The following is a 22,664-nucleotide window of genomic DNA, read 5'->3' on the forward strand; positions in this document are numbered from 1 at the left end:
TTATTCTAACCAGTCTATCTCATTGTAAAAGCGGCGTAAAAAATGTTCGATATGTATTCAGGTTTTATGTTTATTTTGATTTAAAATGAGCTTTCCTCATTAGTGATTATTTCCCCATATAAATTTTTGTGCTCAGTCAAAAAAAACCTTAAAAACAGCCGATTAAGATTGATTTTAAGGTTTCTGAATCATTTTATAGTGAGTAAAATATTCCCCGTTGTGCAAATAAATTCCCAGTGTAGGTTCATGTTATATGTTGAATATAGGTGCTAAAATAGTTTGAACGCGTAGCTTAAAGCCCTGTTAAGTAAACGATAAATAGGATTTAGTACTCCTCAGAAAACAGATTTTTAGGAGTGAGAAAAGTCAGTTTTCCCCATGATTAGCTTCATAGGGAGGAAGTTCCTATTTTAGTATCTTACTTTTCTAAATAAATAGCGTTTGGGCACTTTTACCAGTTTCCAAACTGTGTCAAAAACATGAGTACATATTCATTAGCAGGTTTCGCCGACGATTTCAATGGATTTACGGCCGAGTATTCCAAGCGCGTGGCGTATTTCTCGATGGAATTTGCCATTCATCAACCCTTAAAAACGTACTCAGGAGGGTTGGGCTTTTTGGCGGGCTCGCACCTACGGGGGGCCTATGCGCTTAAGCAAAACCTCATTGGAGTTGGTATTTTATGGAAGTATGGCTACTATGACCAAATCAGAAAAGCTGACCAGACCATGGATGTTTTGTTTATGGAAAAACATTATGGTTTTCTCGTAAAACTAAACGTTACGGTGCAGGTGCTGATTAACAATGCACCCGTGTGGGTAGGGGCGTACTATTTGCCCCCTTCGGTTTTTGGCACTGCGCCCCTTTTTCTGTTGACCACGGATTTGCCACAAAATGATTATTTGGCCCAAACCATTACGCACCGGCTTTATGACCCGAATCCCGAAACCCGCATTGCGGCTTATACGGTGCTGGGTATTGGGGGGGCAAAGTTGCTGGATGCCCTCAATTTAACCCCAGACATATATCATTTGAATGAAAGCCACCCATTGCCATTGGCTTTTTATTTGTATTCAAAATTCAACAGCATTGAAGCGGTCAAAGAGCGCGTTGTGTTTACAACGCACACCCCCGAAGAGGCAGGTAATCCGCATTCGGATATTCGTTTACTTGACCGCATGGGCTTTTTTTATTATCTGCCTTTAGACAAAGTAAGGAGTATGACGGGGGTAGAAGGAGACTCTTTCAATCATGCACTGGGAGCTTTGCGACTGGCTCGACTCAGTAACGCCGTTTCTGCGATGCACGAAAAAATAAGTAACGCCATGTGGAAACATACGCCTGACATCAGTCCTATTATTCACATTACAAATGCCCAAAGCCAAGTTTATTGGGCGGATAATACCTACATGGAAGCGGCAAAAACGGGCAATGATGAATTTTTAAGAAATAAAAAGGCTGATTGGAAAAAGGAATTGTTTGAAGTAGTAGCCGACCAAACGGGCGAGATGTATGACCCAAATATCCTGACGATTGTTTGGGCAAGGCGGCTGACTGGGTATAAACGAGCCGATTTATTGCTCAATGATATGGAGCGCTTCGAGCGTTTGATTTCCAATACCCGCTATCCTATCCAACTGATTTGGGCGGGTAAACCTTACCCCTACGATTATGTAGGCATTAGCCAATTTGACCGACTTGTGCATTTGTCAAAGCGCTACGTGAATTGTTCGGTGTTGGTAGGCTACGAACTTTCGTTGTCGAAAATGCTAAAAAGGGGAGGAGACGTGTGGCTTAATACGCCGCGTATCACCCACGAAGCTTCAGGAACCAGCGGCATGACAGCCATTATGAACGGCGCGTTGTTGTGTTCAACAAATGATGGCTGGGTACCTGAATTTGCCATAAACGGCCAGAATGCTTTTATCTTACCCGAGGCCGATGTAAACAGCCCGACCCACGAGCAGGACGATTTTGATGCAAAAAACCTGTTTGATTACCTTGAAAACAAGATTTTGCCGCTTTATTACGAAACGCCCGATGCTTGGTGGACGATTGTAAAAGCTGGAATAAATGAAATAAACCCGCGTTTTGATGCACTTCGGTTGGCGACGGAGTACTACGAACGGCTTTATAAATCCTAATTTGATACAACCTATTAAAAACCATCTACTATGCTGACTGAACTTTCAACGGAAATTATAGACCACATGCTGCACAATCAATATTTCGGGCGAATTGGGTGCTCGGCAGAAAACAGAACATTGATTGAACCAGTCATGTTTTTTTACGATGGGCTTTACATTTACGGCATTACACGGGCAGGAACCAAAATTGATATGGTAAGAAAAAACCCGAATGTAGCTTTCGAAATTGATGAAATGATCAGCCCGGGTGTTTGGCATAGTGTGTTGATTGAAGGAGAATTTGAGGAATTACACGATGAACTGCGCGACTCTGCCCTGTATCTACTCAAAAACCGAAAAGTGCCTGTATTTGCCAACGAAAAACCTGGAACCTTAACTCAAAATCCAACGGAAACTGAGAAAACGGTGCAGCCTATCGTGTACCGAATTCATATTAAATCAAAAGCAGGCCGTAGTCTTAGGCTTTAGTCAGTCAACTGATTTTTTACCGCTTTGATAATTGTCGGGGCATCCGACATGCCAATTTGACGCCAAACTTCAACGCCCCGCTGCACTAGTACAAAGGTGGGAGTTTTGAAGATGTCAAAACTCTTAACAATCCCAGGATACGTCATTTCATCAATTTTGAATACATGAACAGTCGTACCGAGCAGATTTTGCAGCAAATCTGCTAAGGAGTGAAGCGAAGCAATTAAGGTGTTTTCTCCCGGCGCTGAAGGCATAAAAATAAGTAAATCAGCGGACTGCGAGGGAATCTGTATCGGATGCGAAACCGTGAACTCCATGCCTGCTTATTTTTAAAATAAAAACGAATCATTAACTTGGGCAAAGGTAATGATTTCTTGTCCTCCGAAATTGATTTTGGTCAACTCTGCCCCTGTGTTTTCCCCGCACCCTCTTCGTTATAATATCGTTTTTAGATAGAAACTTCGTAAAACACCACCCGAAAACCCAAGAATATGCTTTTTAATGACTTATCGGATTTACTGTTTGAACAGGAAAATGATTTCTTAGGAATTTATGATTTACAACGATTTCATTTTCAACGTATTAATCAGTCGGGTATAAGATTAATGGGGTTTTCGGGCATTCAAAAATTTTCAGATTTCAAGGATCCTTGGTTTCGCGCTGCGCATGACGATGATACTGAGATTGCCGCAAAAATAGCAAAGCTCATGGAGTCTGAGCATCATTATGAAGAAGTCGAAGTAAAGCGTTTTAACGGGCAGGTATTTAGGGCAGGAATTACAATTAGCCGTATTCGGGGTACAAATGCCGCCTTGGTTCGTATTGTCAATCTAAATCGGTTGTATGAAGCCGAACTTGCACTTTTGCAATCCATTCGTCAATATGAAACTATCGTTTCCAATGCGACCATCGGAATCATCGTTTGCAATGAAAATGGACAGATTATTTCGGCTAATAGAATGGCGGAAAGACTGTTCAGCTATTCGGAGGATGAATTTATGGCAATGGACATTGAGCAATTGATTCCCCCCGACCGTATGGATGTGCATCGGCAGCATCGAAAAAAATTTAACGCCAACCCGCAAACGCGAGAAATGGGAAATGGCTATGACCTGAAAGCGGTCAATAAAGACGGCGTGGACTTTCCTGTTGAAATTAGTCTTAGTTACTTTCGACTGAATGATGCGCTGTATGCTATTGCGTTTATCAACAACATTGTCTTTAAGAAAGAAGCCAAGCTGCAACTTAAGGCCCAACATGAATTGATTAACCAGCTCAACATTGAGTTGGAACAAAAGGTGGCCAATCGAACCCACGCCCTTATAAACACCCTCCGACAACTTGAAAAGTCAAAAGAAGAACTCGCGAAAGCTTTAGAAAGAGAACGAGAATTGGGCGCTTTAAAATCGCGTTTTGTTTCATTGGCTTCTCATGAGTTTAGAACGCCACTTACGGCTATTTTAACCTCCACTATGTTGGTTGAGAAATATGTTGATGGAAACCATCAGGATAAAATCCACAAACATTTGGTGCGTATTCGTGCGTCAGTAAATCACCTCAACGAAATCCTAGAAGAGTTTTTGTCATTGGGCAGGTTAGAGGAAGGAATGGTTGAAATTCACACCGACCGCGTGAATTTGGCCCAACTGGTGGATGAAATTCTGGATATTATGCAAGGAATGTTGAAGCCAAGACAGACGATTCAGACCCATATTTCCCCCGCTGATGTCATTATTATTGATGCGACACTGTTGCGCAATATCATCCTGAATCTTCTGACAAACGCCGTAAAATACTCTGATTCTGAATCGATTATTACGGTGGAGGGAACATGTAAAGAGGGGCAATTGACGCTTACCGTGCAGGACAGCGGAATCGGTATTTCGGAAGAAGATCAAAAACATTTGTTTGAACGGTTCTTTAGAGCTAAAAACGCCGCCAATATTTCGGGCACGGGGCTGGGGTTGCACATTGTAGGGCAATATGTCAATCTTCTGGGTGGAGATATAAAGCTGGCTAGTGTCTTGAATCAGGGAACAACAGTTACCATAACCTTACCCTATGAAAACCATTTTGTTGATTGAAGACAACGAAATCATTCGTGAAAATACCGCCGATATTCTTGAATTGGCTGGTTATCAGGTTTATGTTGCCGAAAATGGAAAGGTAGGGGTAGAGAAAGCCCTTGCCGTTAAGCCCGATTTGGTGATTTGTGATATTATGATGCCTGTATTGGACGGGTACGGGGTGTTACAAATTTTAAACAAAAATCCTCAACTGGCGGGAACCCCATTTATCTTTTTGACGGCCAAAACTGAGCGTACTGTTTTGCGCAAAGGCATGGATTTAGGGGCGGATGATTATTTGATGAAGCCATTTGATGAAAGTGATTTGCTACGGTCCATTGAGGTTCGATTGAACAGGGTTTCCCATCTCAAACTGCCGTTCAACCTCCCTCAGATTCCTTCTGTGCAGGAGGATAGTCTGAACCGTTTTTTACAGGAGACCTACCATGAAGGAAAATTTCAAAGCTACCCCACAGAGAGAAAGCCGCACTTTATCCCCAAAAAGCAATACGTTTATTTGGAGGGCGATGAGCCTATTCGGTTGTTTTATCTCAAATCAGGGCAGGTTAAAACCATTCGTACAAACGGTGACGGCAAAGAGTTTATTACAGGGCTTTATAAACCAGGCGATTTCTTTGGCTATTTACCCCTTTTTATGCACAATGATTACACCGATTCGGCCGTGACAATTGTTGATTCAGAATTAACCTATATTCCTAAAGCCGATTTCTTAAAAGTGATTTCTGATGATTTGGAGGTAAACCTAAAATTTATCAAGTTGATGTCTAGCCGCGTAAGCGACCAAGAAAAGAAACTTCTTGGTATGGCTTACAATTCTTTGCGCCGCCGCGTGGCCGATACGTTGCTGGTTTTGCAGGCCCAACAACCCGAAAAAGCAATTCATCTTTCCCGTGAAAACCTGGCCGCGATGATTGGCACGACGTCTGAATCGCTGATTCGAACCCTCAGCGAATTCAAGCATGATGGTTTTGTAGAAGTCACCCCTCAGGGTTTTCGGGTGGTGCAACCAGATAAACTGCGCATGAACGTTCGGTAACGTATTTTAAGCCTTTACTGACCATCAAGTATTACATGTCCTTCAATTCAAGTGAGTTTTCATTTATTTTACTGGTATTTTTTAACACTTCAATCATTTCTCTCTTTATTGATGCGGTAATTTTGTGTCATTTTACATTCTCAAATGAACAAATCCATGAACGTGCTTATCGTTGAAGATGAACCCTTAGCAGTACAAAAATTATCAAAATTGCTGCTTGAAATTGCTCCTGAACTTAGAATTTCGGGCATAACGGATGGCATTGAAAGTACCCTTGAATGGCTGGAAGCCCACCCAAATCCTGATTTGATTTTAATGGATATTGAACTGTGCGACGGGCAAAGTTTTGAGATTTTCAATCAAATGGAGGTAAAAAGTCCAGTTATTTTTACAACATCTTACGATGAATATGCGATTCAGGCTTTTCGGGTAAATAGCGTCGATTATCTACTTAAACCCATAAAGAAAGAAGAACTCGAGAGAGCTTTGCGAAAATATGAGCAGATAAACAGTAGTCAAACTCAACCGATTGATATTTCCAAATTGGTTTCGGAGTTGCAGCGTCATAACCAACTGCGTGAGTATCGCTCCCGTTTTTTGGTAAAACTCGGACAACGGCTGATTCCGGTTGAAATCATGGATATTTCTTATTTTTACACTGAAGAGGGGATTACTTTTTTAATGACGCGCGACCGGGTTAAACATGTGATTGATTACAGCCTTGATGAACTCGAACAACAACTTGACCCTAAATACTATTTCAGAATCAATCGTCAGTATATTTTGGGAATAAAATCGGTGGTTCAAATTCATAATTACTTTAATGGAAAACTTAAATTGGACCTAAAACCTTCTGTCGAGAAGGAAGTAACGGTAAGCCGTGAACGTGTGGGCGATTTTAAAGAATGGATGGGTAAATAGGGGCATCGACTGGAAATTGATGAAAAAATTAAACGATAAATGGACTCGTTTGGCGGGTGTTCCGCTCATTGCTCTTTTTGGGCAGTGGGTCATGTACGGTTATACCAATGTACCTTACGCAGATGACTGGAAAATTCCTTTTTTCTTTGTGTTGGGGGCGGTTTTTGTGTGGGAAGTAAATCGCATCGGTATTATTTATTCTCGCCGAAAATTTCCTGAACTCATTCATACCCGCCAACGCATTTTGTATCAAGCCGTTTGGTTTACCATTGGCTCTTTTGCGGTTCGGGTGGTACAAACGTATTTTTATCAACTGTTTGCCGTTTGGGATTATGTAGATTACACCCATTTTAAGCCCTATTTTTTCAATGCTTTGGTGTCATTAGTCGGCACGATTCAGATTGCTACGGTCTTTGAGGGCTTTTATTTGTATCGTTTATGGCGAGTTTCCTACAAAGAAGCACAAGAATTAAAAAAGGCCAATTTACAGAGTCAACTTGACTCGTTGAAGGCCCAGATTAACCCACATTTTTTGTTTAACAGTTTAAATTCTATTTCGTCTCTGGTGCATTCGAGTCCTGAAAAAGCCAGTGATTTTATTGATGAACTTTCGTCGGTTTATCGCTATCTATTGCGGGAAAACAACCGTGAATTGTGTGCCTTGGAGGAAGAAATAGCGTTTATAAAAGCGTATTTTAACCTTCTCAAAACCCGTCACGGAAAAGGGATTGAACTCAGTATTGATATTCCAAAACAGTATTCGTACTTTCTTATTCCACCCTTGACGCTTCAATTATTGTTTGAAAATGCCGTAAAACACAATATTGTTTCTGCTTCCAAACCGTTGCATATTCGGATTTATGCGGCTGATAATATGTTGTGTGTTGAAAATAACCTTCAAAAAAAACGTCTGGCGGTTGCTTCCAATAAAATTGGCCTCAACAACATAATGGCCAAGTATCAACTTTTGAATCAGCCTGCTGTTTCGGTGTTTCAGGAAGAAACTAAGTTTCAGGTAATACTTCCGCTTATTGAGCCAAATTTTGCGTATGAACTTGTTCATCGTTAGTAATTTAAAAAATAATTTTTGTTTTTATAACGTTTTTATTCCGTTTTTCTGTCAATAAAATAAGCAAAATATATTTTTCTTATAGAGATAAAAAACCTTGGCCGTGATTAAATATATCTAGTCAGGCATTTTGTTTAGGTACTCTTTCTCCGTTTGTTTTTTAATGTAAAACTGAGTGGTTTCAAACAGCTCGTGCCTTAAATGCCGCTGAACATGAATCGGTTCAATTCCTTTTTCAATCAACAATTGTCCCACCGTATGACGCAAACTATGGGCTGAAATTTTTGGTCGTTTTAGTCCCAATGCTTTTAGGTATTTATCAACCCGATAGCGAATTTGTGCAGTTTTTAACTCTGGAAAAAGCGGGGTGTTTTTGGTGGCTTGATCACCTATATGTATACTATACAAGCGCAACGCTTCAGCACAGGCTTCAAAGAGTTTAATTACTTTTTTGGTGTGTTTTCCTTTTCCCAATACCCACAACTGTCCGCGCTCCAAATCAACATCCCCCACCTGCAACCTACATACCTCAACCGTGCGGAGGCCTTCGATACCAAGCAACGCTACAATGGCACGGTCGGTGGGGTTTTCAATGGACGCGAGCAAAGCCGTCCGCTCGTTTTCGCTCAAACTGTCTTTATAAAAACCACGTTCAATTCTCAACCCACGGATACCCGAAATTTCGTGCAAGTCTTCCAATTGTTCCGCCGATAACCCCAAGCGAGAGCGGTTTTTGATGACCCAAACCGTCAATTGTTTAATCACCGATAAATAAAAATTGATGGTAAAAGCAGATAGGTTTTTTGTACGCAAAAAGTTAACGTATTGTCCAATGGTCCGACTGGAAAATGAGGCGGACCGACCAGACTTCGTTTCTATTTCGATGTATTCAAAAAAAGCGTTTAGGGCTTTGGTATAGTTTTCCCGACTTTGGTCGCCGCGCAAATGGGTAGCATCGTTGAGATAACCCAGAATCAGTTCATTGGCGGCGGGCGAAATTTTGCTCGCGGTGGGTGGATCTAAGACAACTTGCGGCTGACCTTGTTCTACATAAAACTTCAAAAACTTACGCACGGGCGAAACGAGATTCCCTTTTTTTCCGGCAGCGTAGAAATTGAGGCTGACGGCATCCATGCCAAAGTGATTGTTTAGGCAATACTCAACATAGGTACGGGCAATACGTGGGTAGTTGTTTGGCTTTTTTAAAGAGGCCTCAAAATAATTAATCAATTGACTAACGGTTAACACCGCCGAACCCACTGAGGGTGTCACTTCTACCCTGCGCGAAATTTGTTGAAGCTTCATCGGACTGATTTAATCATTTTAAAGGTAAGGAAATTTTCAACGTTATACAAATGATGTTTTGTGTTAATTGTTGAAAATTACGGCATGGTTTATTATTTGCTTATTTTGATGAAATTGGTGTAGCCGCACACAGATTTACGGACGTACGGCTACGCTAAAAATCAAATTCAACGATTGTCAGCAAATTACCCGCAGCCGCTCAGCTTTCCCACCCATGAGGGATAAAGCGCTACTTGAAAAAAATATTTTTGAATTATTGAAAAAAAATTCCCGGCGGACAAATCCGTACGATTATTTGGGGGAGCCATTCATACTCTGCAAGTTACGCATTGTGCAGATAGTCAATAGCTTACGTTCAACTTTTAACGAAAACGTTTGCGTAACCAATGCCCGCTCTCCCTTTTAGCCTTTAACAGAAAATGCCAGTAAGTAGAGAAAAACAAACCCCTTCTTTAAAATTTAAGGCGTTGCACAAACGGCATCACTAAGGCGTACCCTCCCGAAAAGGATTCTTGATAATCATTGATAAAATAACCCAAAAACCATCAACCGTGCGCAGGCACATAATACTCCCCTTTCATGACCAACCGTAGATCATTCCTTAAAAATGCCATGGGGACCATCGCATTGGCGAGCCCCGCAGCGGCTTCCTTTGGTGCATCCCAAACCAACGCTCAGGCCAACGAAGACCTGTTTAAATTGGGAATTGCCGGCTACAGTTTCGTGCATTTCAAGCTGGACCAAGCCCTCGAAATGATGAAAAAAGTGGACGTACACTACCTGTGTATCAAAGATTTCCATTTGCCTTTTAATAGTACAGCTGAGCAAATCGTTACGTTTCACGAAACCCTAAAAAAATCAGGGGTAACGGGCTATGCCGTGGGTCCAATTTATATGAAAACAACGCAAGAAATCGACAATGGCTTCGATTATGCGCGGCGTGTTGGGGTAAAACTCATCGTTGGGGTTCCCAATGAAGACCTTTTGCCTTACATTGACAAGAAAGTGAAAGAGTATGACATGCGTTACGCAATTCACATTCACGGCCCAGATATTAAACTTTGGCCTAATGCCTCGTCGGTGATTGATGCTGTTAAAAATCTTGACCCGCGCATCGGTCTTTGTTTTGACATGGGCCACGACATGCGCTTTGGTGATGATCCTATTGCAGATTTAGAAAAATACAACAAACGGATTTTTGATATTCACCTTAAAAACGTAACCGCCGCTTCAAAAGAGGGAAAAACCTGCGAATTAGGCCGTGGAGTGATTGATGTTCCTGCGTTTGTGGCCATGCTTCGTAAGGTAAAATACGACGGATGTTGCAGCTTGGAATACGAAAAAGACATGAAAGACCCCTTGGCGGGCATTGCCGAGTCGGTAGGGTATTTCAAAGGGGTTTGTGAAGCCTCCAAAAAAGGCAAACGCAAAGTGTAGACATAATCACCTGCTTCAAATAAGCTATTTTACTAACAGACAAGTATTTAAACTAATTTAAAATGGAAAATTCGAGAAGAGAATTTATAAAAAAAGCCGCATTGAGCACCGCTGGCCTAACCTTTGGCGGGTTGGCAAACGGCATGTCGGCCAAAAGTTACGCTAAAATCATCGGAGCCAACGACCGCATCAACCTGGCCATTTTGGGCTTGGGGCGCCGCTTAGGGGCGTATTATGAGCCTATTGGCCTTAAAAGCAGCAATGTAGAGTTGATTTATTTGTGCGATGTCATGAAAAAACAGCGCGAATCAGCGGCCCAAAAGTTTTCAAAGCACATTACTTATGCGCCAAAATTAGAAAACGATTTCCGTAAAATATACGCTGATAAACAAGTAGATGCCATCATAAACGCAACTCCTGACCACTGGCACGCACCTGGTACGTGGATGGCCGTGCAGGCGGGGAAACACGTTTATGTCGAAAAACCTTGTAGCCATAATCCTCGTGAAGGTGAAATTTTGGCAGAATGCCAGAAAAAATACGGTAAAGTGATTCAAATGGGCAATCAGCAACGTTCGTCGTTGGAGTCGATTGACATTATTAACCAAATCCATAACGGTGCTATCGGAACGGCCTACAAAGCCGTGGCTTTCTACGCTGCCTCACGCGGGGAGGTTCCTGTTCCTAAAAAAGCCCCCGTTCCTGATGGTTTGGATTGGGAGTTGTTTCAGGGGCCCGCTCCCCGCAGAGAATACACCCACGATACTTGGGATTATAACTGGCACTGGTACGGTTGGGATTACGGTACTGCCGAAAGCGGCAACAACGCCACCCACGAATTGGACGTGGCGCGTTGGGCTTTGCAGGTAGAATTTCCCGAATTTGTAATGGTTGAAGCCGCCAAACGCTCTTTCTTGGACGATGGTTGGACCATGTACGATACAATGGATGCCATGTTCCGTTTTCCTGGAAATAAGGTAATTAAGTGGGATGGTAAAAGCCGAAACGGTCATAAAACCTACGGCAGCGACCGGGGAACGGTTATCTATGGCAGTAACGGAAGCGTATACGTTGACCGCGACGGCTATAAATTATTTAATCGAGACGGCAAAGTAATCAAAGACAGTAAGTCGACTGGCTCGGAAGCAGGCACTGCCCTGGGCGGGGGCGGCGACATGACCACTCGCCACGTGGTCAATTTCTTTGACGCTGTACGGGGCAAGGCAAAACAAGCCTCACCCATCGACGAAGGGGCTAAAAGTACCCTACTTTGTCACCTAGCCAACATTGCTTATCGTACCAATAAGTCTTTCGAAGTTGACCCTCAAAACGGCCATATCCGCGACCGCGACGCCATGAAACTGTGGGGACGTGAGTACGAAAAAGGTTGGGAACCAAAGATTTAAGGTAGTTAACGCCAACAATAAACGCGTCAAATCAAAGAATAATTTCTTTGATTTGACGCGTTTATTGTTAAATCTTAAACTTCAGAGATAGTCGTATTTTTTCAATTGGTATTTTATCGCTATTCTGGCTTTAAGCTTTGAATATAGCTATATTTAAATGATTGATTATTAATTAGTTATATGCAATTATTGATTTTTCAAAATAAGATGAGTAAAATGAATTCTCATTATTTTTCGATAGTCAATCGGTTGCGTAAAGGCTTCCCAAAACCTTCTGCCATTATTTCGAAAACATCACCTTCTTGGGTTTCGATGGCATCAGCAAAGCTTAATACCGACGTTCCGAAAAAGTGAACATGCACATCTCCCGGCTGTCTAAACAATTTGTGTTTAAAGTGATGGTGTTCCAAATTGGCCAAATTATGGCTCATGTGTGCCTCGCCCGTCAAAAATTCCTTTTCCCAAAGTACATTATCATCACGAATAATGCGACTGGTTCCCTTGACGGATTCGGGAAGGTTGCCTAACAACAGCTCTGGCCCGTAGGAGCAATTTCGTAGTTTGGAATGGGCCAAATAAAGGTAGTTGATACGCTCCATTTTGTGGTCTGAAAACTCGTTTCCTACGGCAAATCCGATACGCTGCGGAGTCCCCTGCGCATCCACAATGTACAAACCCACCATTTCAGGTTCTTCGCCACCGTCCATTGCAAACGCGGGCGACATTAAATCCTGCCCCGGATTAACCGCCATCAAGCCATTTCCTTTGAAAAACCATTCGGGTTGGGAGGCAGGAATACCCGCTTGCATTTTCCCGTTTTCCACTCCCATGTTGAATATTTTCATCGAATCGGTAAGCTGGGCCACGTTGGTTTTATCGTGCATCGCGTTGCGAGAGGAGGCACTGCCTAAGTGCGTCAATCCCGTGCCTGAAATCCACGTATGATACGGGTCGGGATGGGTTAAAGGCGGTAGAAGTTTATTTGTCTTTACTAAAGTTTCGTATTCAAGATACTGTTCACCAGCCAACGCTGTAGCTCTCTCTTCCAGACTTAGATTGTTTTTAGCAGCATCATGAAATAATTCATAAACAGAGTTTATCGCCGACAAAATTTGAATTTTGTCATCTTTGACAATGCCCACGCGGGGTTGGTTATCCGAATCTATAAACTGAATTAGTCGCATTGTAGTACTAGGCTTTAAAAGGTTCGTTATCATTTATTTACATAATGATTATTGACCCAAAAATTACTCATTACGCCAAAAATTACTCTCTTTGGGTAGGGGATTTACAGCGGCAAGCCTATTTTTCACATTCTTTTTTCAGCATTTCTAGCCAAAATTGCATATCCTTTTCAAGGTCTTTGTTCATTTTGTTCTTAAATAAATACACCAGCCAACCTTCCATACTTTCTTCAACATTCACCAGTGTTCCACCATTTTGGGCGGATAAATACCAATTATGAATGGCCGAACCGCCAAAGGTGGTCCCGCTCCATCCAAAGCTTTTATTGATTTCAACGGAGTGAAGCACTGATTTTATTTTTGCCCCGTTTACCTTCCAATCAAACCGAACGCCTACGCGCGGAGTTTGAGATGCCTGCGCTTGGGTAATTCTGTCGTTCCAGTTTACCCAATGATTGATGTCGGTCAATACGGCCCATACCTTTTCGGGTGTGGCATAAATCATAATCTGTTTTGCTTGTTTGACGGGGGCATTTGGGTTGATTTTCATTGTCTTACTTATTTTTTGCATTGATTGATGCTACAAAGGTCGCGCCCATTTATATCATCTCTCTTGACAAAAATCAAGAAGTGCGTTTGGCCAATTTATTTCTGATTCGGCTGAAAGTTTCGGGGGTCATGCCGAGCATAGAAGCCAAATACTGCAACGGTACCAAGTTGAACAACTCCCGATGATGGGTAAAAAAAAGTTCGTAACGCTCTTCGCTCGTCAAAGACAGGTGCGTTACGATGCGTTGCTCCAGAATCGTAAAGCAACGGGCAATAAACAGTTTCTCCAATTCGGGCCATTGGGGTACTTTTTGACCGATTTGGGCGTAATCATTCTGGTGAATGACCAATAATTCACAGTCTGAAAGGGCTTGAAGATTCCAACGGGCGGGAAAACGAAACAAAAAAGCGGCAATATCAACGACAAAATACCCTGAGGTAGAAATCCATTTGGTCACTTCTCGGCCCTGCTCTTCGATGAGGTATTCGCGCATGATGCCCGATTGCACAAAACCCATTTTATCGCATTTTGCCCCTTCTTTCAGAAAATATTCCCCTTTCCCTAAAGTCATTGGCTGAAAATAAGAGACGATTTCCGCCACCGTTTCGGGTGGGATTCCAAAATAAGACTGAATGTATTTTTCAAAAGCGCTTTCCATTTTTTAGATCATTAAATGCGACTATTCTACGCCAAATAAGTCTTGTTATTTGCAAAAATATCCTCTTTTCAAGCCTTAATTGAGCAATAAATTTTGATTTATGATTGAACAAATAAAACCCCAGTTCACTCCCAAAAAACAGGCGGTTCACTCCTAAAAATGGTTGATTCAGTCCGTAAAAAAAAACGATTTGACGTCTACGAGACTTCTTTGTGCAGTTAATCAACCATTTTTCAAACGTTAAATATCATCCAATCATGAAAACTACCCTCAGAAGTAACACCCTCAAAATCTATCTCGCGGCGGCAGTGCTGGCGCTCTCATTTACGGCTTGCAACGATGACGACGACGCTCCGTCAACCCCTGCGCTTGGTAATATTGCTGGCGTAGCCTCGGCCGACCCGCAGTTCTCCACCCTTGTCGGGGCCTTATCAAAGGCAGAATTGGTGACTACTTTGCAGGGGACAGGCCCATTTACGGTTTTTGCGCCAAATAACGCCGCTTTTACCAAAGCGGGGATCACCAGTCTGGACGGTTTGACTAAAGAAGCACTCACGCCCATCTTGACGACCCACGTGCTAAGTGGCAATGTAAAAGCCGCTGATGTAAAAAGCGGAACGGTAAAAACCGTAAATACAAACAACGACATTTATCTCTCAAAGAATGCCGACGGTGTGTTTATCAATGGCAACATCAAAGTGATTGCTACCGATGTAAGCGCCTCCAACGGAGTAATCCACGTGATTGACAACGTAATTGTACCTCCTACGCAATCGTTGGTGCAAGTAGCACAGGGCAACAGCAATTTTTCGGAGTTGGTATCGCTTGTTTTGGCCGCTGACCCCGCAGTTGCAACCGCTCTTGCTTCAGCTTCGGCCAATGGTCTGACGGTTTTTGCGCCAACCAACGCCGCATTTACCGAACTGTACAAGACCACTCCTAAATCAGCTTTATTGGATCCCGCCAATAAAACCCTTTTGACCAATGTATTGCTCTACCACGTGGTACCAGGTCGCGTTTTCTCAACCGATTTGCCAAACGTTTCAGGTGAGGTTTCTACCGCCAACCCTGCGGGTAAAGTTACGTTTAACCTTTCTGGTGGCGCGAAAGTGGTGGGAAAAACCAGCGGTGCTTCCAACATTACAGCGGCAAACATTCTGGCCACCAACGGAGTTGTCCATGTGATTGACAAGGTGTTGCTACCCTAATTAAAGGAATAACCCACGGGCAGGCTTCGTTTCTTCATCAAACGGGGTTTGCCCTTTTTTTAATTCCAATATCCCTTTTACCGCTATGTTTTCCATTCGAAATCGGTTTGTATACATGATTTTGCTAGGACTGTATTCATTTCTGAATACGGTCCTAGTAGAAGCATTTGACCATTATCCGATTGGTACCCCAAAGTCAGTGATTTTAGCTCTTTTTATCTTGGTAGTCATCGGGATTTGGGAAGGCAACCGCGTGTGGGACAATTACATTTCTGGTAAGAATATCAAAATATTTTGGAAAAGAATCGCCTATAATTTTACGGGCAGTATTCTGATTACATTATTCATCACCTTAATGTTGGGCGGAATCGTTTGTTACCTGACCATTTCGTCCCGTATGCAGGATTGGGTATTATCCTTGAAGCTTTTTTTGATGGTCTGTTTTCGTATCAATCTCTTTCTGAATACTATCCACATCATTTATTTATACCACCTTCAGCTAGAACACAGCTATAAAGAAGTTGAGAACTATAAAAAAATTAGTACGCAGGCCCAACTCCAATCCCTTAAAAACCAAGTTAACCCCCACTTTCTATTTAACAATCTGAGTGTTTTAAGCGCTTTAATTCCGACCGACGCCAATGCTTCCGTGGAATTTGTACGGCAGTTTTCGAGGGTGTATCGGTACTTGTTGAAGAGTCATGAAAAGGAAATTATTGAATTGAGTGAAGAAATCAATTTTATCGAATCCTATCTTTATTTACTTAAAACCCGTTTTCAAACGGGTTTAGTAATCAATATTCAAATTGCTCCTTCGTGTTTATCCGCGTATATCGTACCCGTATCGCTGCAAATGCTGGTTGAAAACGCCATCAAACACAACGTAATTGCCAAGAGTAAACCACTGCACATTGACATCTTCAGCGTCGATGGCGCTTCGGTGACCGTCAAAAACAATTTGCAACGAAAAATAGTTGATGAAGAAGAATCAACAAAATTGGGATTGAGCAACATTTCAAAACGGTACGAATTTCTGGGGCAAAAAGGCATTCTTATTGCGGAAACCAACGAACAATTCAGCGTCACGATTCCACTGATACGTCTCAAAGAACCCGCTTTTTCGTCCGAAATTGAACGTGCAGACTAGCTTCTTCCCACTTTTAGCCATTGACAAGCCATGAAAGTATTGATTTTAGAAGATGAAGCCCTTTCTGCTAAAAGAGCTTCACAACTCCTCAACGAATTTGATCCTTCTATTGAAGTGGTTGAGACGTTGGAGTCGGTTGAAGATGCCGCCGCCTGGCTCCGACACAATCCCGAACCCGATTTGATGCTGCTCGACATCCATTTATCGGATGGTTTATGTTTCAACTTGTTTGACCGTGTATCGGTCAAAAGTCCCGTCATTTTTACGACTGCGTATGACCAATACACCTTGCAAGCCTTCAAAATCAACAGTATTGATTATTTATTGAAGCCTATCGATAAACACGAATTAAACAATGCTCTTGCCAAGTATCACACCTTGATGCAAGACCGAAAAAGTATTTCTTCCTTTGATATTCAGCGTATTAAGCAAACAATACAATCCCTAAGCAAAAAATATAAGAATCGATTTTTGGTTAAATTTGGGGATACCATTCAGTTTAAAAACATCAACGAAGTAGCCTATTTTTTTGCCGACGACAAGGTTGTTTACTTAGTCACCAACGAGGGCCGAAAGTACCTGATTGATTACAATTTGGAGAGCTTAGAAGAAATCCTTGACCCACAGTTGTTTTTCAGAATCAACCGAAAATTGATTGTGGGGATAGACGCTGTACAAAAGGTTAAAACCCTCCTCAACAGCCGACTTCAGGTCTATCTTAAACCTACTTTTGAACAAGACACATACGTCAGCAAAGAAAGAAGTCCAGAGTTTAAAGTCTGGCTGGATAATTAAGACCCATTTAATTTAGTTATTACAATGAAACCTTTTCCTCAAAAATCACTTCTCGTTATAGCTCTCTTTTACAGCACGTTATCAATTGGACAATCTCCCAAAAATGTAAGTCTTTATCTTAAAAACGGCTCTATCATTCGTGGCAAAGTATTGCAGGAAAGCCCCGTTTACAAAATTGAAACCTACGACCAAAGCCAATGGGTTTTTCAGCATTCTGAAATTGAAAAAACAGTCCCTTTAAAAACGTCTAACCCTAATATCAAATACAAAGAAAAAGGCTTTGTTCACTACACTGAATTGGGACCGCTGGCCATGAGCAACCGTGCCTCCAATGGTGTCACTACTTCCGCCTTTTCTTTTCAAACCACCAACGGTTACAAGTTTAATCAGTGGTTATACACGGGCTTGGGGATTGGTGCGGATTTGTACGCCGTCCAAACTTTTGTGCCAGTCGTTCTTAGCCTCCGGGGAGATTTTAGCCGCACAGGTGATAAGATACCCTTCTATTTTGTGGAAGGCGGCTATGGTTTCAACGCCACCTCCAACGACGTCGACAATCTCCGATTTGGCGGCGGTAGCACCTTTGCGGGGGGGATTGGTTTAAAAATATTATTCACTAACAATACGGGCTTTGTCATCGGTGCAGGCTACCGATTTCAACGGTCGTCAGTTACACAATTAAACATTGAAAAAACCGAAGATTTTAACCGGTTAACCCTCCGTGCTGGCTTTTCGTTTTAATTGCCTTCATTATTTCCCAACAAAACAAGTTACATATCTTTGGTCAAAAGGGTTTATTTTGCTGCTTTATTAAGCGGTTTTAATGAACACTATGTCAGAAATATACGATGTGATTGTGATTGGACGCGGTTTGTTTGGCTCCCCAGCGGCGAAGTATTTACAAACGGATGGTTTAAAAACGCTCTTGATTGGACCATCAGAACCCAAACCCGCTGATTTTAAGGATGCAAAAGTGTTTTCGAGCCATTACGATTCGGGAAGAGTAACCCGAAAAATCGGTAAAACCAAAGATTGGAGTAAGCTAAACACCCAAACCCAAGCGGCGTTTAAATCTATTGTTGACCAATCAGGCATAGCTTTTTACGGCAATGAAGGGTGCCTCTACGTAAGCGATCTACTGCCCGACGATCATTTCAACAAAGCCATTGATTATCAACTACTAGCAAAAGAAGCAAATGATTTTCAGGTCTTGAATGAAACTCAACTTGAACAGCTTTTTCCTTACTTTTATTTTCAAAAACCGTCGGTTGCTTACTTCGAAAAAGCATTGTCGGGGCATTTGAATCCGCGTTTATTGATTGAAGCCCAGTTGGCTATTTTCGCTAAATCGGGCGGCAAATTGGTCGACGATGTGGTAGAAACCGTTATTGACAAAACCGATTTTTATGAAGTAACCACGGGAAAGGCGCAAACCTTTCGGACGAAGAAAGTGCTGTATGCCACGGGCGTTTTTCATCCTTTTTTTCAATTTAACACCCCTGATGTTCCGTTGGAAATAAAAACGGAAACCATCATCTTGGCCGAGGTCTCAAAAAAACAGGCCGAAGAATTACAGCAGATGCCTTCCATTTTATACACCTGCAAAACAGACACTTACGACGAAATTTATGGTATTCAACCCGTACTTTATCCCGATGAGAAATACTATTTTAAACTCGGCGCTAATCTGAAAGACGACCGTTTTTTGACAAATTTGGAAGACATAAAAAACTGGTTTTGCCGAGAGCCGTTACCCGAACAATTGGCGGTGCTGAAACAAATGGCGATTGATTTATGTCCAACGATTGATTTCTTATCGTTTCAAATCAAACACTGCATCATTGAATACACCCAATCGCGCCGCCCGCTGATTGCCCAAATCGGACGGGAACAATACATCTGCACGGGGGGCAATGGCTACGGGGCCATGTGTTCAGATGCCATGGGTCGATTAGGTGCCAACTGTACGCAGGGCTTGGATTTTGAATCTGAATTTTCAACAGGATTTTTTAGGTTATAGCTTATCTTGATGAGATAAAAATAAAAGGGGCTGCTTCGAATATTCAAAGCAGCCCCTTTTTGAAAGTTAAAAACTTATAAACTTACACCCCGTTTCCACGGCATAAAGTCATCTTGACCAAGCAGTTGTGCTTTGGTTTTGAATTTTCCGCTTGCCAAATCAATACAATAATCCAGCAAATCTTCGGCGGTTTGTTCGATGGTTTTCTCACCGACGATAATCGGGCCGCAGTCAAAATCAATAATGTCAGACATCTTCTGAGCCAATTTTGTGTTGGTTGCTACCTTCACCATTGGACAAATGGGGTTACCCGTAGGCGTTCCCAATCCCGTCGTGAACAGCGTAATCGTAGCGCCCGAAGCCGCCTGTCCAGTAGTGGCCAGTACGTCGTTTCCTGGTGTACAAACCAAATGCAAACCAGGCACTTTTGAAACCTCGGTATAATTCAATACATCGGCGATGGGGGCGGTACCGCCTTTTTTGGCCGCTCCCGCCGATTTGATGGCGTCGGTAATCAAACCATCTTTGATGTTTCCAGCCGACGGGTTCATGTCAAAACCTGCGCCCACGGCTTCGGCTTTGGCGGCGTAGTCGCGCATGAGGGTTTCAAATTTTTGCGCTTTTTCTTCATCCACACAGCGGTCAATGAGTTCCTGCTCTACGCCGCACAACTCGGGAAATTCGGCCAGATAAGTTCTGCCGCCCAGCGCCACGACAATGTCAGACAAATGCCCTAAAACGGGGTTGGCAGAAATTCCCGAAAAACCGTCGGAGCCACCGCATTTAAGTCCGATGTTGAGTTTAGAAAGCGGGGCGGGCTGTCTTTCCAACTTATTGGCTTCAACGAGGCCCTGAAAAGTACCCTTGATAGCCGCCGAAAGCATCTCAAATTCCGTCCCGTAGGATTGCTGTTCGTAAAATAAAATGGGTTTATCAAACAGTGGATTGCGCGTCTTGATTTCCTGCGTTAAATCTTCAAACTGGGTTTTCTGACAACCCAAGCTCAAGACTGTAATTCCTGCCACGTTGGCATTGTTGGCATACGCCCCAAACAAAGCCGCCAACAGCGCCGAATCTTGGTTGTTTTCGCCACAACCCGACTCGTGCGTCAAGAATTTAATCCCATCCAAATTAGGAAAAAGCGGTTGAATCGTTGGTTTTTCTGAAGTATAACCTGGTGTGTATTCGCTCAGACCATCGGGACCTTGAGACTTGAACAGTTGAACCAATTCCTGTGTTTGCTGGAGATAAATATCAGGGAAGGCGTAGCCAAGGGCTTTGTCAAACGCGTCTTTGAGTTTTAGGATATTTCGATTTTCGCAAAAAACCAAAGGTAATACCAGCCAATAATTGGCCGTTCCAACTTGCCCATCCGACCGATGATAGCCCATAAAAGTTCGGTTTTCCCACTTGGAAACATCAGGAATGTGCCAATCCAACTGCGGTTTGCGCTTCTTTACCGAATATTCGTCCGAATCATGTTTAAGGTTGAAGGTAGTAACCTGCTCCCCCGTTTGAATGGGCTGGGTCGCTTTTCCTACTAACACGCCGTACATGGTCACGTGGCCGCCCGTTGTCAAGTTTTCGGTCACAAATTTATGCTTGGCAGGAATATCCATGACCAATTCAAACGACCGACCATTGAAATCAATTTTAGTGCCTTTCGGCAGATTTTGCAGCGCAACTAAAACGTTGTCTTTGGGATGTACACTCAAATAGGTGTGCATTGTAAAAAAAGTTGAGTGAATGATTTTGAGGAAGTTAAGTAAGGACTTCTACAATGTAGAAGTCCTTTAACTGCTCATTTTTAACCTATTAAAATTTTAAGCTTTTTGAAAATCACCGTTTACCAAACGCCAGATAGCCAACGGATTGGCATTTTTCAATTCATCAGGCAACAGATTTTCAGGGAAATTCTGGTAACTGACGGGACGGGTAAAACGGTAAATAGCGGCAGTTCCGACCGATGTACTCCGAGAATCGGAAGAAGCAGGGAACGGGCCACCGTGCATCATCGCGTGGCAAACTTCCACGCCCGTTGGGAAACCGTTGATGAGTAAACGTCCCACCTTTTGTTCCAACAAATCGATTAAATCTGCATACTCTGCCAATTCTTCGGGCGTACCGTGAACGGTAGCCGTAAGGTGGCCTTCCATGGTTTCGGCAATGCGCAACATTTCTTCTTTGCTGTCGGCTTCTACCAACACACTGGTTGGGCCAAATATTTCTTCCGAAAGCGTATGGTCTTGGGCAAGGGCGTTGGCGTCGGTTTTAAACAAAATCGGTTGAACCGCCGTAAATCCTTTTGCCTCTACTCCCTTTGCTACGATGGATACACTTTCATTCTCAAGGTGTTTTGCAATTCCTTGCGTATAAGCTTTCTGGATTCCGCCCGTGAGCATCACACCACCCGAAACATTTTGAAATTGGGTTTCCAAATCCGCCAAAAAGGGTTGATAATCTTCCGTTTTATTGGCAATAATCATGCCCGGATTGGTGCAAAACTGCCCCACACCCAAGGTCACCGAAGCGGCAAATTGCTGCGCAATCTGTGCCCCTTTTTCTTTCATGATTTGGGGTAAAATAAACACGGGATTGGTACTTCCCATCTCGGCATAGACAGGAATCGGCTCGGGGCGATTGGCCGCCAATTGAACCAGCGCCATGCCACCTTGATACGAACCCGTAAAGCCAATGGCTTTAATATAAGGATGTTGGACCAAAGCGGCGCCCACTTCGGTACCGCTGCCGTGCAACAACGAAAATACGCCGTCGGGCATACCCGATTTAATCGCGGCCTGCTGAATGGCTTTACCAACCAACTCAGAAGTGCCTGGATGCGCCGAGTGTGCTTTTACAATCACTGGACACCCCGCTGCCAACGCTGAAGCCGTATCTCCGCCTGCTACCGAAAATGCCAACGGGAAATTGCTCGCGCCAAATACGCCGACTGGCCCCAAAGGACGCTGCATCATACGCAAATCAACTTTTGGTAGCGGCTGACGGTCAGGAATCGCCGTTTCGATGCGGGCGTTTACCCACGAACCCTCCCGCAAGAGTTGTGCAAACAAGCGCAACTGCCCCGTAGTGCGACCGCGCTCACCCTGAATACGCCCTGCGGGCAAACCCGTTTCGGCGGTGGCAATTTCTACCAAAGCGTCACCGATATGCTCAATTTCTTCGGCAATGGTTTCAAGAAACAAGGCTTTTTCAACGCCTGATTTTT

21 protein-coding genes are annotated in these 22,664 nt (G+C 43.0%); 14 read left to right on the forward strand and 7 right to left on the reverse strand.

The features are described 5' to 3' along the window. The first annotated feature begins 479 nt into the window (after positions 1-479). Entirely contained in the window at positions 480-2,144 is a 1,665-nt protein-coding gene (gene glgP, locus DR864_RS29600; protein WP_114070759.1) for an alpha-glucan family phosphorylase, read from the forward strand. A gap of 30 nt (positions 2,145-2,174) precedes the next feature. Beyond that, positions 2,175-2,615: a pyridoxamine 5'-phosphate oxidase family protein gene (locus DR864_RS29605; RefSeq protein ID WP_114070760.1), complete on the forward strand. Its 441-nt coding sequence runs from the start codon at positions 2,175-2,177 to the stop codon at positions 2,613-2,615. Here the strand turns inward: DR864_RS29605 and DR864_RS29610 are convergent. Then, a complete protein-coding gene (locus tag DR864_RS29610; protein WP_114070761.1) occupies positions 2,612-2,932 on the reverse strand; it encodes a thioredoxin family protein in 321 nt (106 codons plus the stop codon). The two genes, DR864_RS29605 and DR864_RS29610, sit on opposite strands and share 4 nt — an antisense overlap. Before the next feature lie 174 nt (positions 2,933-3,106). On the opposite strand from DR864_RS29610, the gene DR864_RS29615 reads away from it, so the two are divergent. The 4 genes from DR864_RS29615 (at position 3,107) to DR864_RS29630 (ending at position 7,728) form a co-directional block, all read left to right on the forward strand. Then, entirely contained in the window at positions 3,107-4,699 is a 1,593-nt protein-coding gene (locus DR864_RS29615) for a sensor histidine kinase (RefSeq protein WP_114070762.1), read from the forward strand. Next, a complete protein-coding gene (locus DR864_RS29620; RefSeq protein WP_114070763.1) occupies positions 4,677-5,738 on the forward strand; it encodes a response regulator in 1,062 nt (353 codons plus the stop codon). The genes DR864_RS29615 and DR864_RS29620 overlap by 23 nt, the downstream gene beginning before the upstream one ends. A gap of 156 nt (positions 5,739-5,894) precedes the next feature. Next, positions 5,895-6,659 (forward strand): LytR/AlgR family response regulator transcription factor, encoded by a 765-nt coding sequence (locus DR864_RS29625; RefSeq protein WP_114070778.1) that lies wholly within the window; start codon positions 5,895-5,897, stop codon positions 6,657-6,659. 19 nt (positions 6,660-6,678) lie between these two features. Beyond that, complete coding sequence (locus DR864_RS29630) at positions 6,679-7,728, forward strand: sensor histidine kinase (protein ID WP_114070779.1); 1,050 nt, start codon at positions 6,679-6,681, stop codon at positions 7,726-7,728. A 117-nt stretch (positions 7,729-7,845) separates the two neighbouring features. On the opposite strand, the gene DR864_RS29635 is transcribed toward DR864_RS29630, so the two are convergent. Next, on the reverse strand, positions 7,846-9,033 hold the full coding sequence (locus DR864_RS29635; protein ID WP_114070764.1) for a tyrosine-type recombinase/integrase: 1,188 nt from the start codon (positions 9,031-9,033) through the stop codon (positions 7,846-7,848). Positions 9,034-9,217: 184 nt separating this feature from the next. On the opposite strand from DR864_RS29635, the gene DR864_RS30605 reads away from it, so the two are divergent. The 3 genes from DR864_RS30605 to DR864_RS29650 all read left to right on the forward strand — a co-directional run bounded on the left by DR864_RS30605 (position 9,218) and on the right by DR864_RS29650 (position 11,876). After that, entirely contained in the window at positions 9,218-9,439 is a 222-nt protein-coding gene (locus tag DR864_RS30605; protein ID WP_374755800.1) for a hypothetical protein, read from the forward strand. A gap of 173 nt (positions 9,440-9,612) precedes the next feature. After that, positions 9,613-10,470 (forward strand): sugar phosphate isomerase/epimerase family protein, encoded by an 858-nt coding sequence (locus DR864_RS29645; protein ID WP_114070766.1) that lies wholly within the window; start codon positions 9,613-9,615, stop codon positions 10,468-10,470. 62 nt (positions 10,471-10,532) lie between these two features. Beyond that, positions 10,533-11,876, forward strand: a complete 1,344-nt coding sequence (locus DR864_RS29650) for a Gfo/Idh/MocA family protein (protein ID WP_114070767.1) — start codon at positions 10,533-10,535, stop codon at positions 11,874-11,876. A 227-nt stretch (positions 11,877-12,103) separates the two neighbouring features. Here the strand turns inward: DR864_RS29650 and araD1 are convergent, their stop codons facing one another. The 3 genes from araD1 to DR864_RS29665 all read right to left on the reverse strand — a co-directional run bounded on the left by araD1 (position 12,104) and on the right by DR864_RS29665 (position 14,268). Further along, on the reverse strand, positions 12,104-13,060 hold the full coding sequence (gene araD1, locus DR864_RS29655) for an AraD1 family protein (RefSeq protein WP_114070768.1): 957 nt from the start codon (positions 13,058-13,060) through the stop codon (positions 12,104-12,106). Positions 13,061-13,178: 118 nt separating this feature from the next. Next, entirely contained in the window at positions 13,179-13,610 is a 432-nt protein-coding gene (locus tag DR864_RS29660; RefSeq protein WP_162794313.1) for an SRPBCC family protein, read from the reverse strand. Positions 13,611-13,683: 73 nt separating this feature from the next. After that, positions 13,684-14,268 carry a Crp/Fnr family transcriptional regulator gene (locus DR864_RS29665; protein WP_114070770.1) on the reverse strand — a complete coding sequence of 195 codons (585 nt, stop codon included), beginning with the start codon at positions 14,266-14,268 and terminating at the stop codon, positions 13,684-13,686. Between the two features lie 257 nt (positions 14,269-14,525). On the opposite strand from DR864_RS29665, the gene DR864_RS29670 reads away from it, so the two are divergent. The 5 genes from DR864_RS29670 (at position 14,526) to DR864_RS29690 (ending at position 19,438) form a co-directional block, all read left to right on the forward strand. Beyond that, positions 14,526-15,476, forward strand: coding sequence for a fasciclin domain-containing protein (locus tag DR864_RS29670; protein ID WP_114070771.1), 951 nt, complete (start codon positions 14,526-14,528; stop codon positions 15,474-15,476). A gap of 85 nt (positions 15,477-15,561) precedes the next feature. Continuing rightward, on the forward strand, positions 15,562-16,623 hold the full coding sequence (locus DR864_RS29675; protein WP_114070772.1) for a sensor histidine kinase: 1,062 nt from the start codon (positions 15,562-15,564) through the stop codon (positions 16,621-16,623). A 30-nt stretch (positions 16,624-16,653) separates the two neighbouring features. Further along, on the forward strand, positions 16,654-17,418 hold the full coding sequence (locus DR864_RS29680; RefSeq protein WP_114070773.1) for a LytR/AlgR family response regulator transcription factor: 765 nt from the start codon (positions 16,654-16,656) through the stop codon (positions 17,416-17,418). Positions 17,419-17,442: 24 nt separating this feature from the next. Continuing rightward, positions 17,443-18,159: a hypothetical protein gene (locus tag DR864_RS29685; protein ID WP_114070774.1), complete on the forward strand. Its 717-nt coding sequence runs from the start codon at positions 17,443-17,445 to the stop codon at positions 18,157-18,159. Between the two features lie 91 nt (positions 18,160-18,250). Then, a complete protein-coding gene (locus DR864_RS29690) occupies positions 18,251-19,438 on the forward strand; it encodes an NAD(P)/FAD-dependent oxidoreductase (protein ID WP_114070775.1) in 1,188 nt (395 codons plus the stop codon). A 74-nt stretch (positions 19,439-19,512) separates the two neighbouring features. Here the strand turns inward: DR864_RS29690 and DR864_RS29695 are convergent, their stop codons facing one another. Continuing rightward, complete coding sequence (locus tag DR864_RS29695) at positions 19,513-21,165, reverse strand: UxaA family hydrolase (RefSeq protein WP_114070776.1); 1,653 nt, start codon at positions 21,163-21,165, stop codon at positions 19,513-19,515. Between the two features lie 96 nt (positions 21,166-21,261). Beyond that, positions 21,262-22,664, reverse strand: a 1,403-nt coding sequence (locus tag DR864_RS29700; protein WP_162794314.1) for an aldehyde dehydrogenase (NADP(+)), incomplete at its 5' end; no start/stop codon positions are given.

This window comes from Runella rosea (assembly GCF_003325355.1).
In the GTDB taxonomy this organism is placed as follows: domain Bacteria; phylum Bacteroidota; class Bacteroidia; order Cytophagales; family Spirosomataceae; genus Runella; species Runella rosea.

Coding starts and splice junctions, on each gene's coding strand:
- glgP (WP_114070759.1), top strand. CDS start 480: ATGAGTACATATTCATTAGCAGGTTTCGCCGACGATTTCAATGGATTT.
- DR864_RS29605 (WP_114070760.1), top strand. CDS start 2,175: ATGCTGACTGAACTTTCAACGGAAATTATAGACCACATGCTGCACAAT.
- DR864_RS29610 (WP_114070761.1), bottom strand. CDS start 2,932: ATGGAGTTCACGGTTTCGCATCCGATACAGATTCCCTCGCAGTCCGCT.
- DR864_RS29615 (WP_114070762.1), top strand. CDS start 3,107: ATGCTTTTTAATGACTTATCGGATTTACTGTTTGAACAGGAAAATGAT.
- DR864_RS29620 (WP_114070763.1), top strand. CDS start 4,677: ATGAAAACCATTTTGTTGATTGAAGACAACGAAATCATTCGTGAAAAT.
- DR864_RS29625 (WP_114070778.1), top strand. CDS start 5,895: ATGAACGTGCTTATCGTTGAAGATGAACCCTTAGCAGTACAAAAATTA.
- DR864_RS29630 (WP_114070779.1), top strand. CDS start 6,679: ATGAAAAAATTAAACGATAAATGGACTCGTTTGGCGGGTGTTCCGCTC.
- DR864_RS29635 (WP_114070764.1), bottom strand. CDS start 9,033: ATGAAGCTTCAACAAATTTCGCGCAGGGTAGAAGTGACACCCTCAGTG.
- DR864_RS29645 (WP_114070766.1), top strand. CDS start 9,613: ATGACCAACCGTAGATCATTCCTTAAAAATGCCATGGGGACCATCGCA.
- DR864_RS29650 (WP_114070767.1), top strand. CDS start 10,533: ATGGAAAATTCGAGAAGAGAATTTATAAAAAAAGCCGCATTGAGCACC.
- araD1 (WP_114070768.1), bottom strand. CDS start 13,060: ATGCGACTAATTCAGTTTATAGATTCGGATAACCAACCCCGCGTGGGC.
- DR864_RS29660 (WP_162794313.1), bottom strand. CDS start 13,610: ATGAAAATCAACCCAAATGCCCCCGTCAAACAAGCAAAACAGATTATG.
- DR864_RS29665 (WP_114070770.1), bottom strand. CDS start 14,268: ATGGAAAGCGCTTTTGAAAAATACATTCAGTCTTATTTTGGAATCCCA.
- DR864_RS29670 (WP_114070771.1), top strand. CDS start 14,526: ATGAAAACTACCCTCAGAAGTAACACCCTCAAAATCTATCTCGCGGCG.
- DR864_RS29675 (WP_114070772.1), top strand. CDS start 15,562: ATGTTTTCCATTCGAAATCGGTTTGTATACATGATTTTGCTAGGACTG.
- DR864_RS29680 (WP_114070773.1), top strand. CDS start 16,654: ATGAAAGTATTGATTTTAGAAGATGAAGCCCTTTCTGCTAAAAGAGCT.
- DR864_RS29685 (WP_114070774.1), top strand. CDS start 17,443: ATGAAACCTTTTCCTCAAAAATCACTTCTCGTTATAGCTCTCTTTTAC.
- DR864_RS29690 (WP_114070775.1), top strand. CDS start 18,251: ATGTCAGAAATATACGATGTGATTGTGATTGGACGCGGTTTGTTTGGC.
- DR864_RS29695 (WP_114070776.1), bottom strand. CDS start 21,165: ATGCACACCTATTTGAGTGTACATCCCAAAGACAACGTTTTAGTTGCG.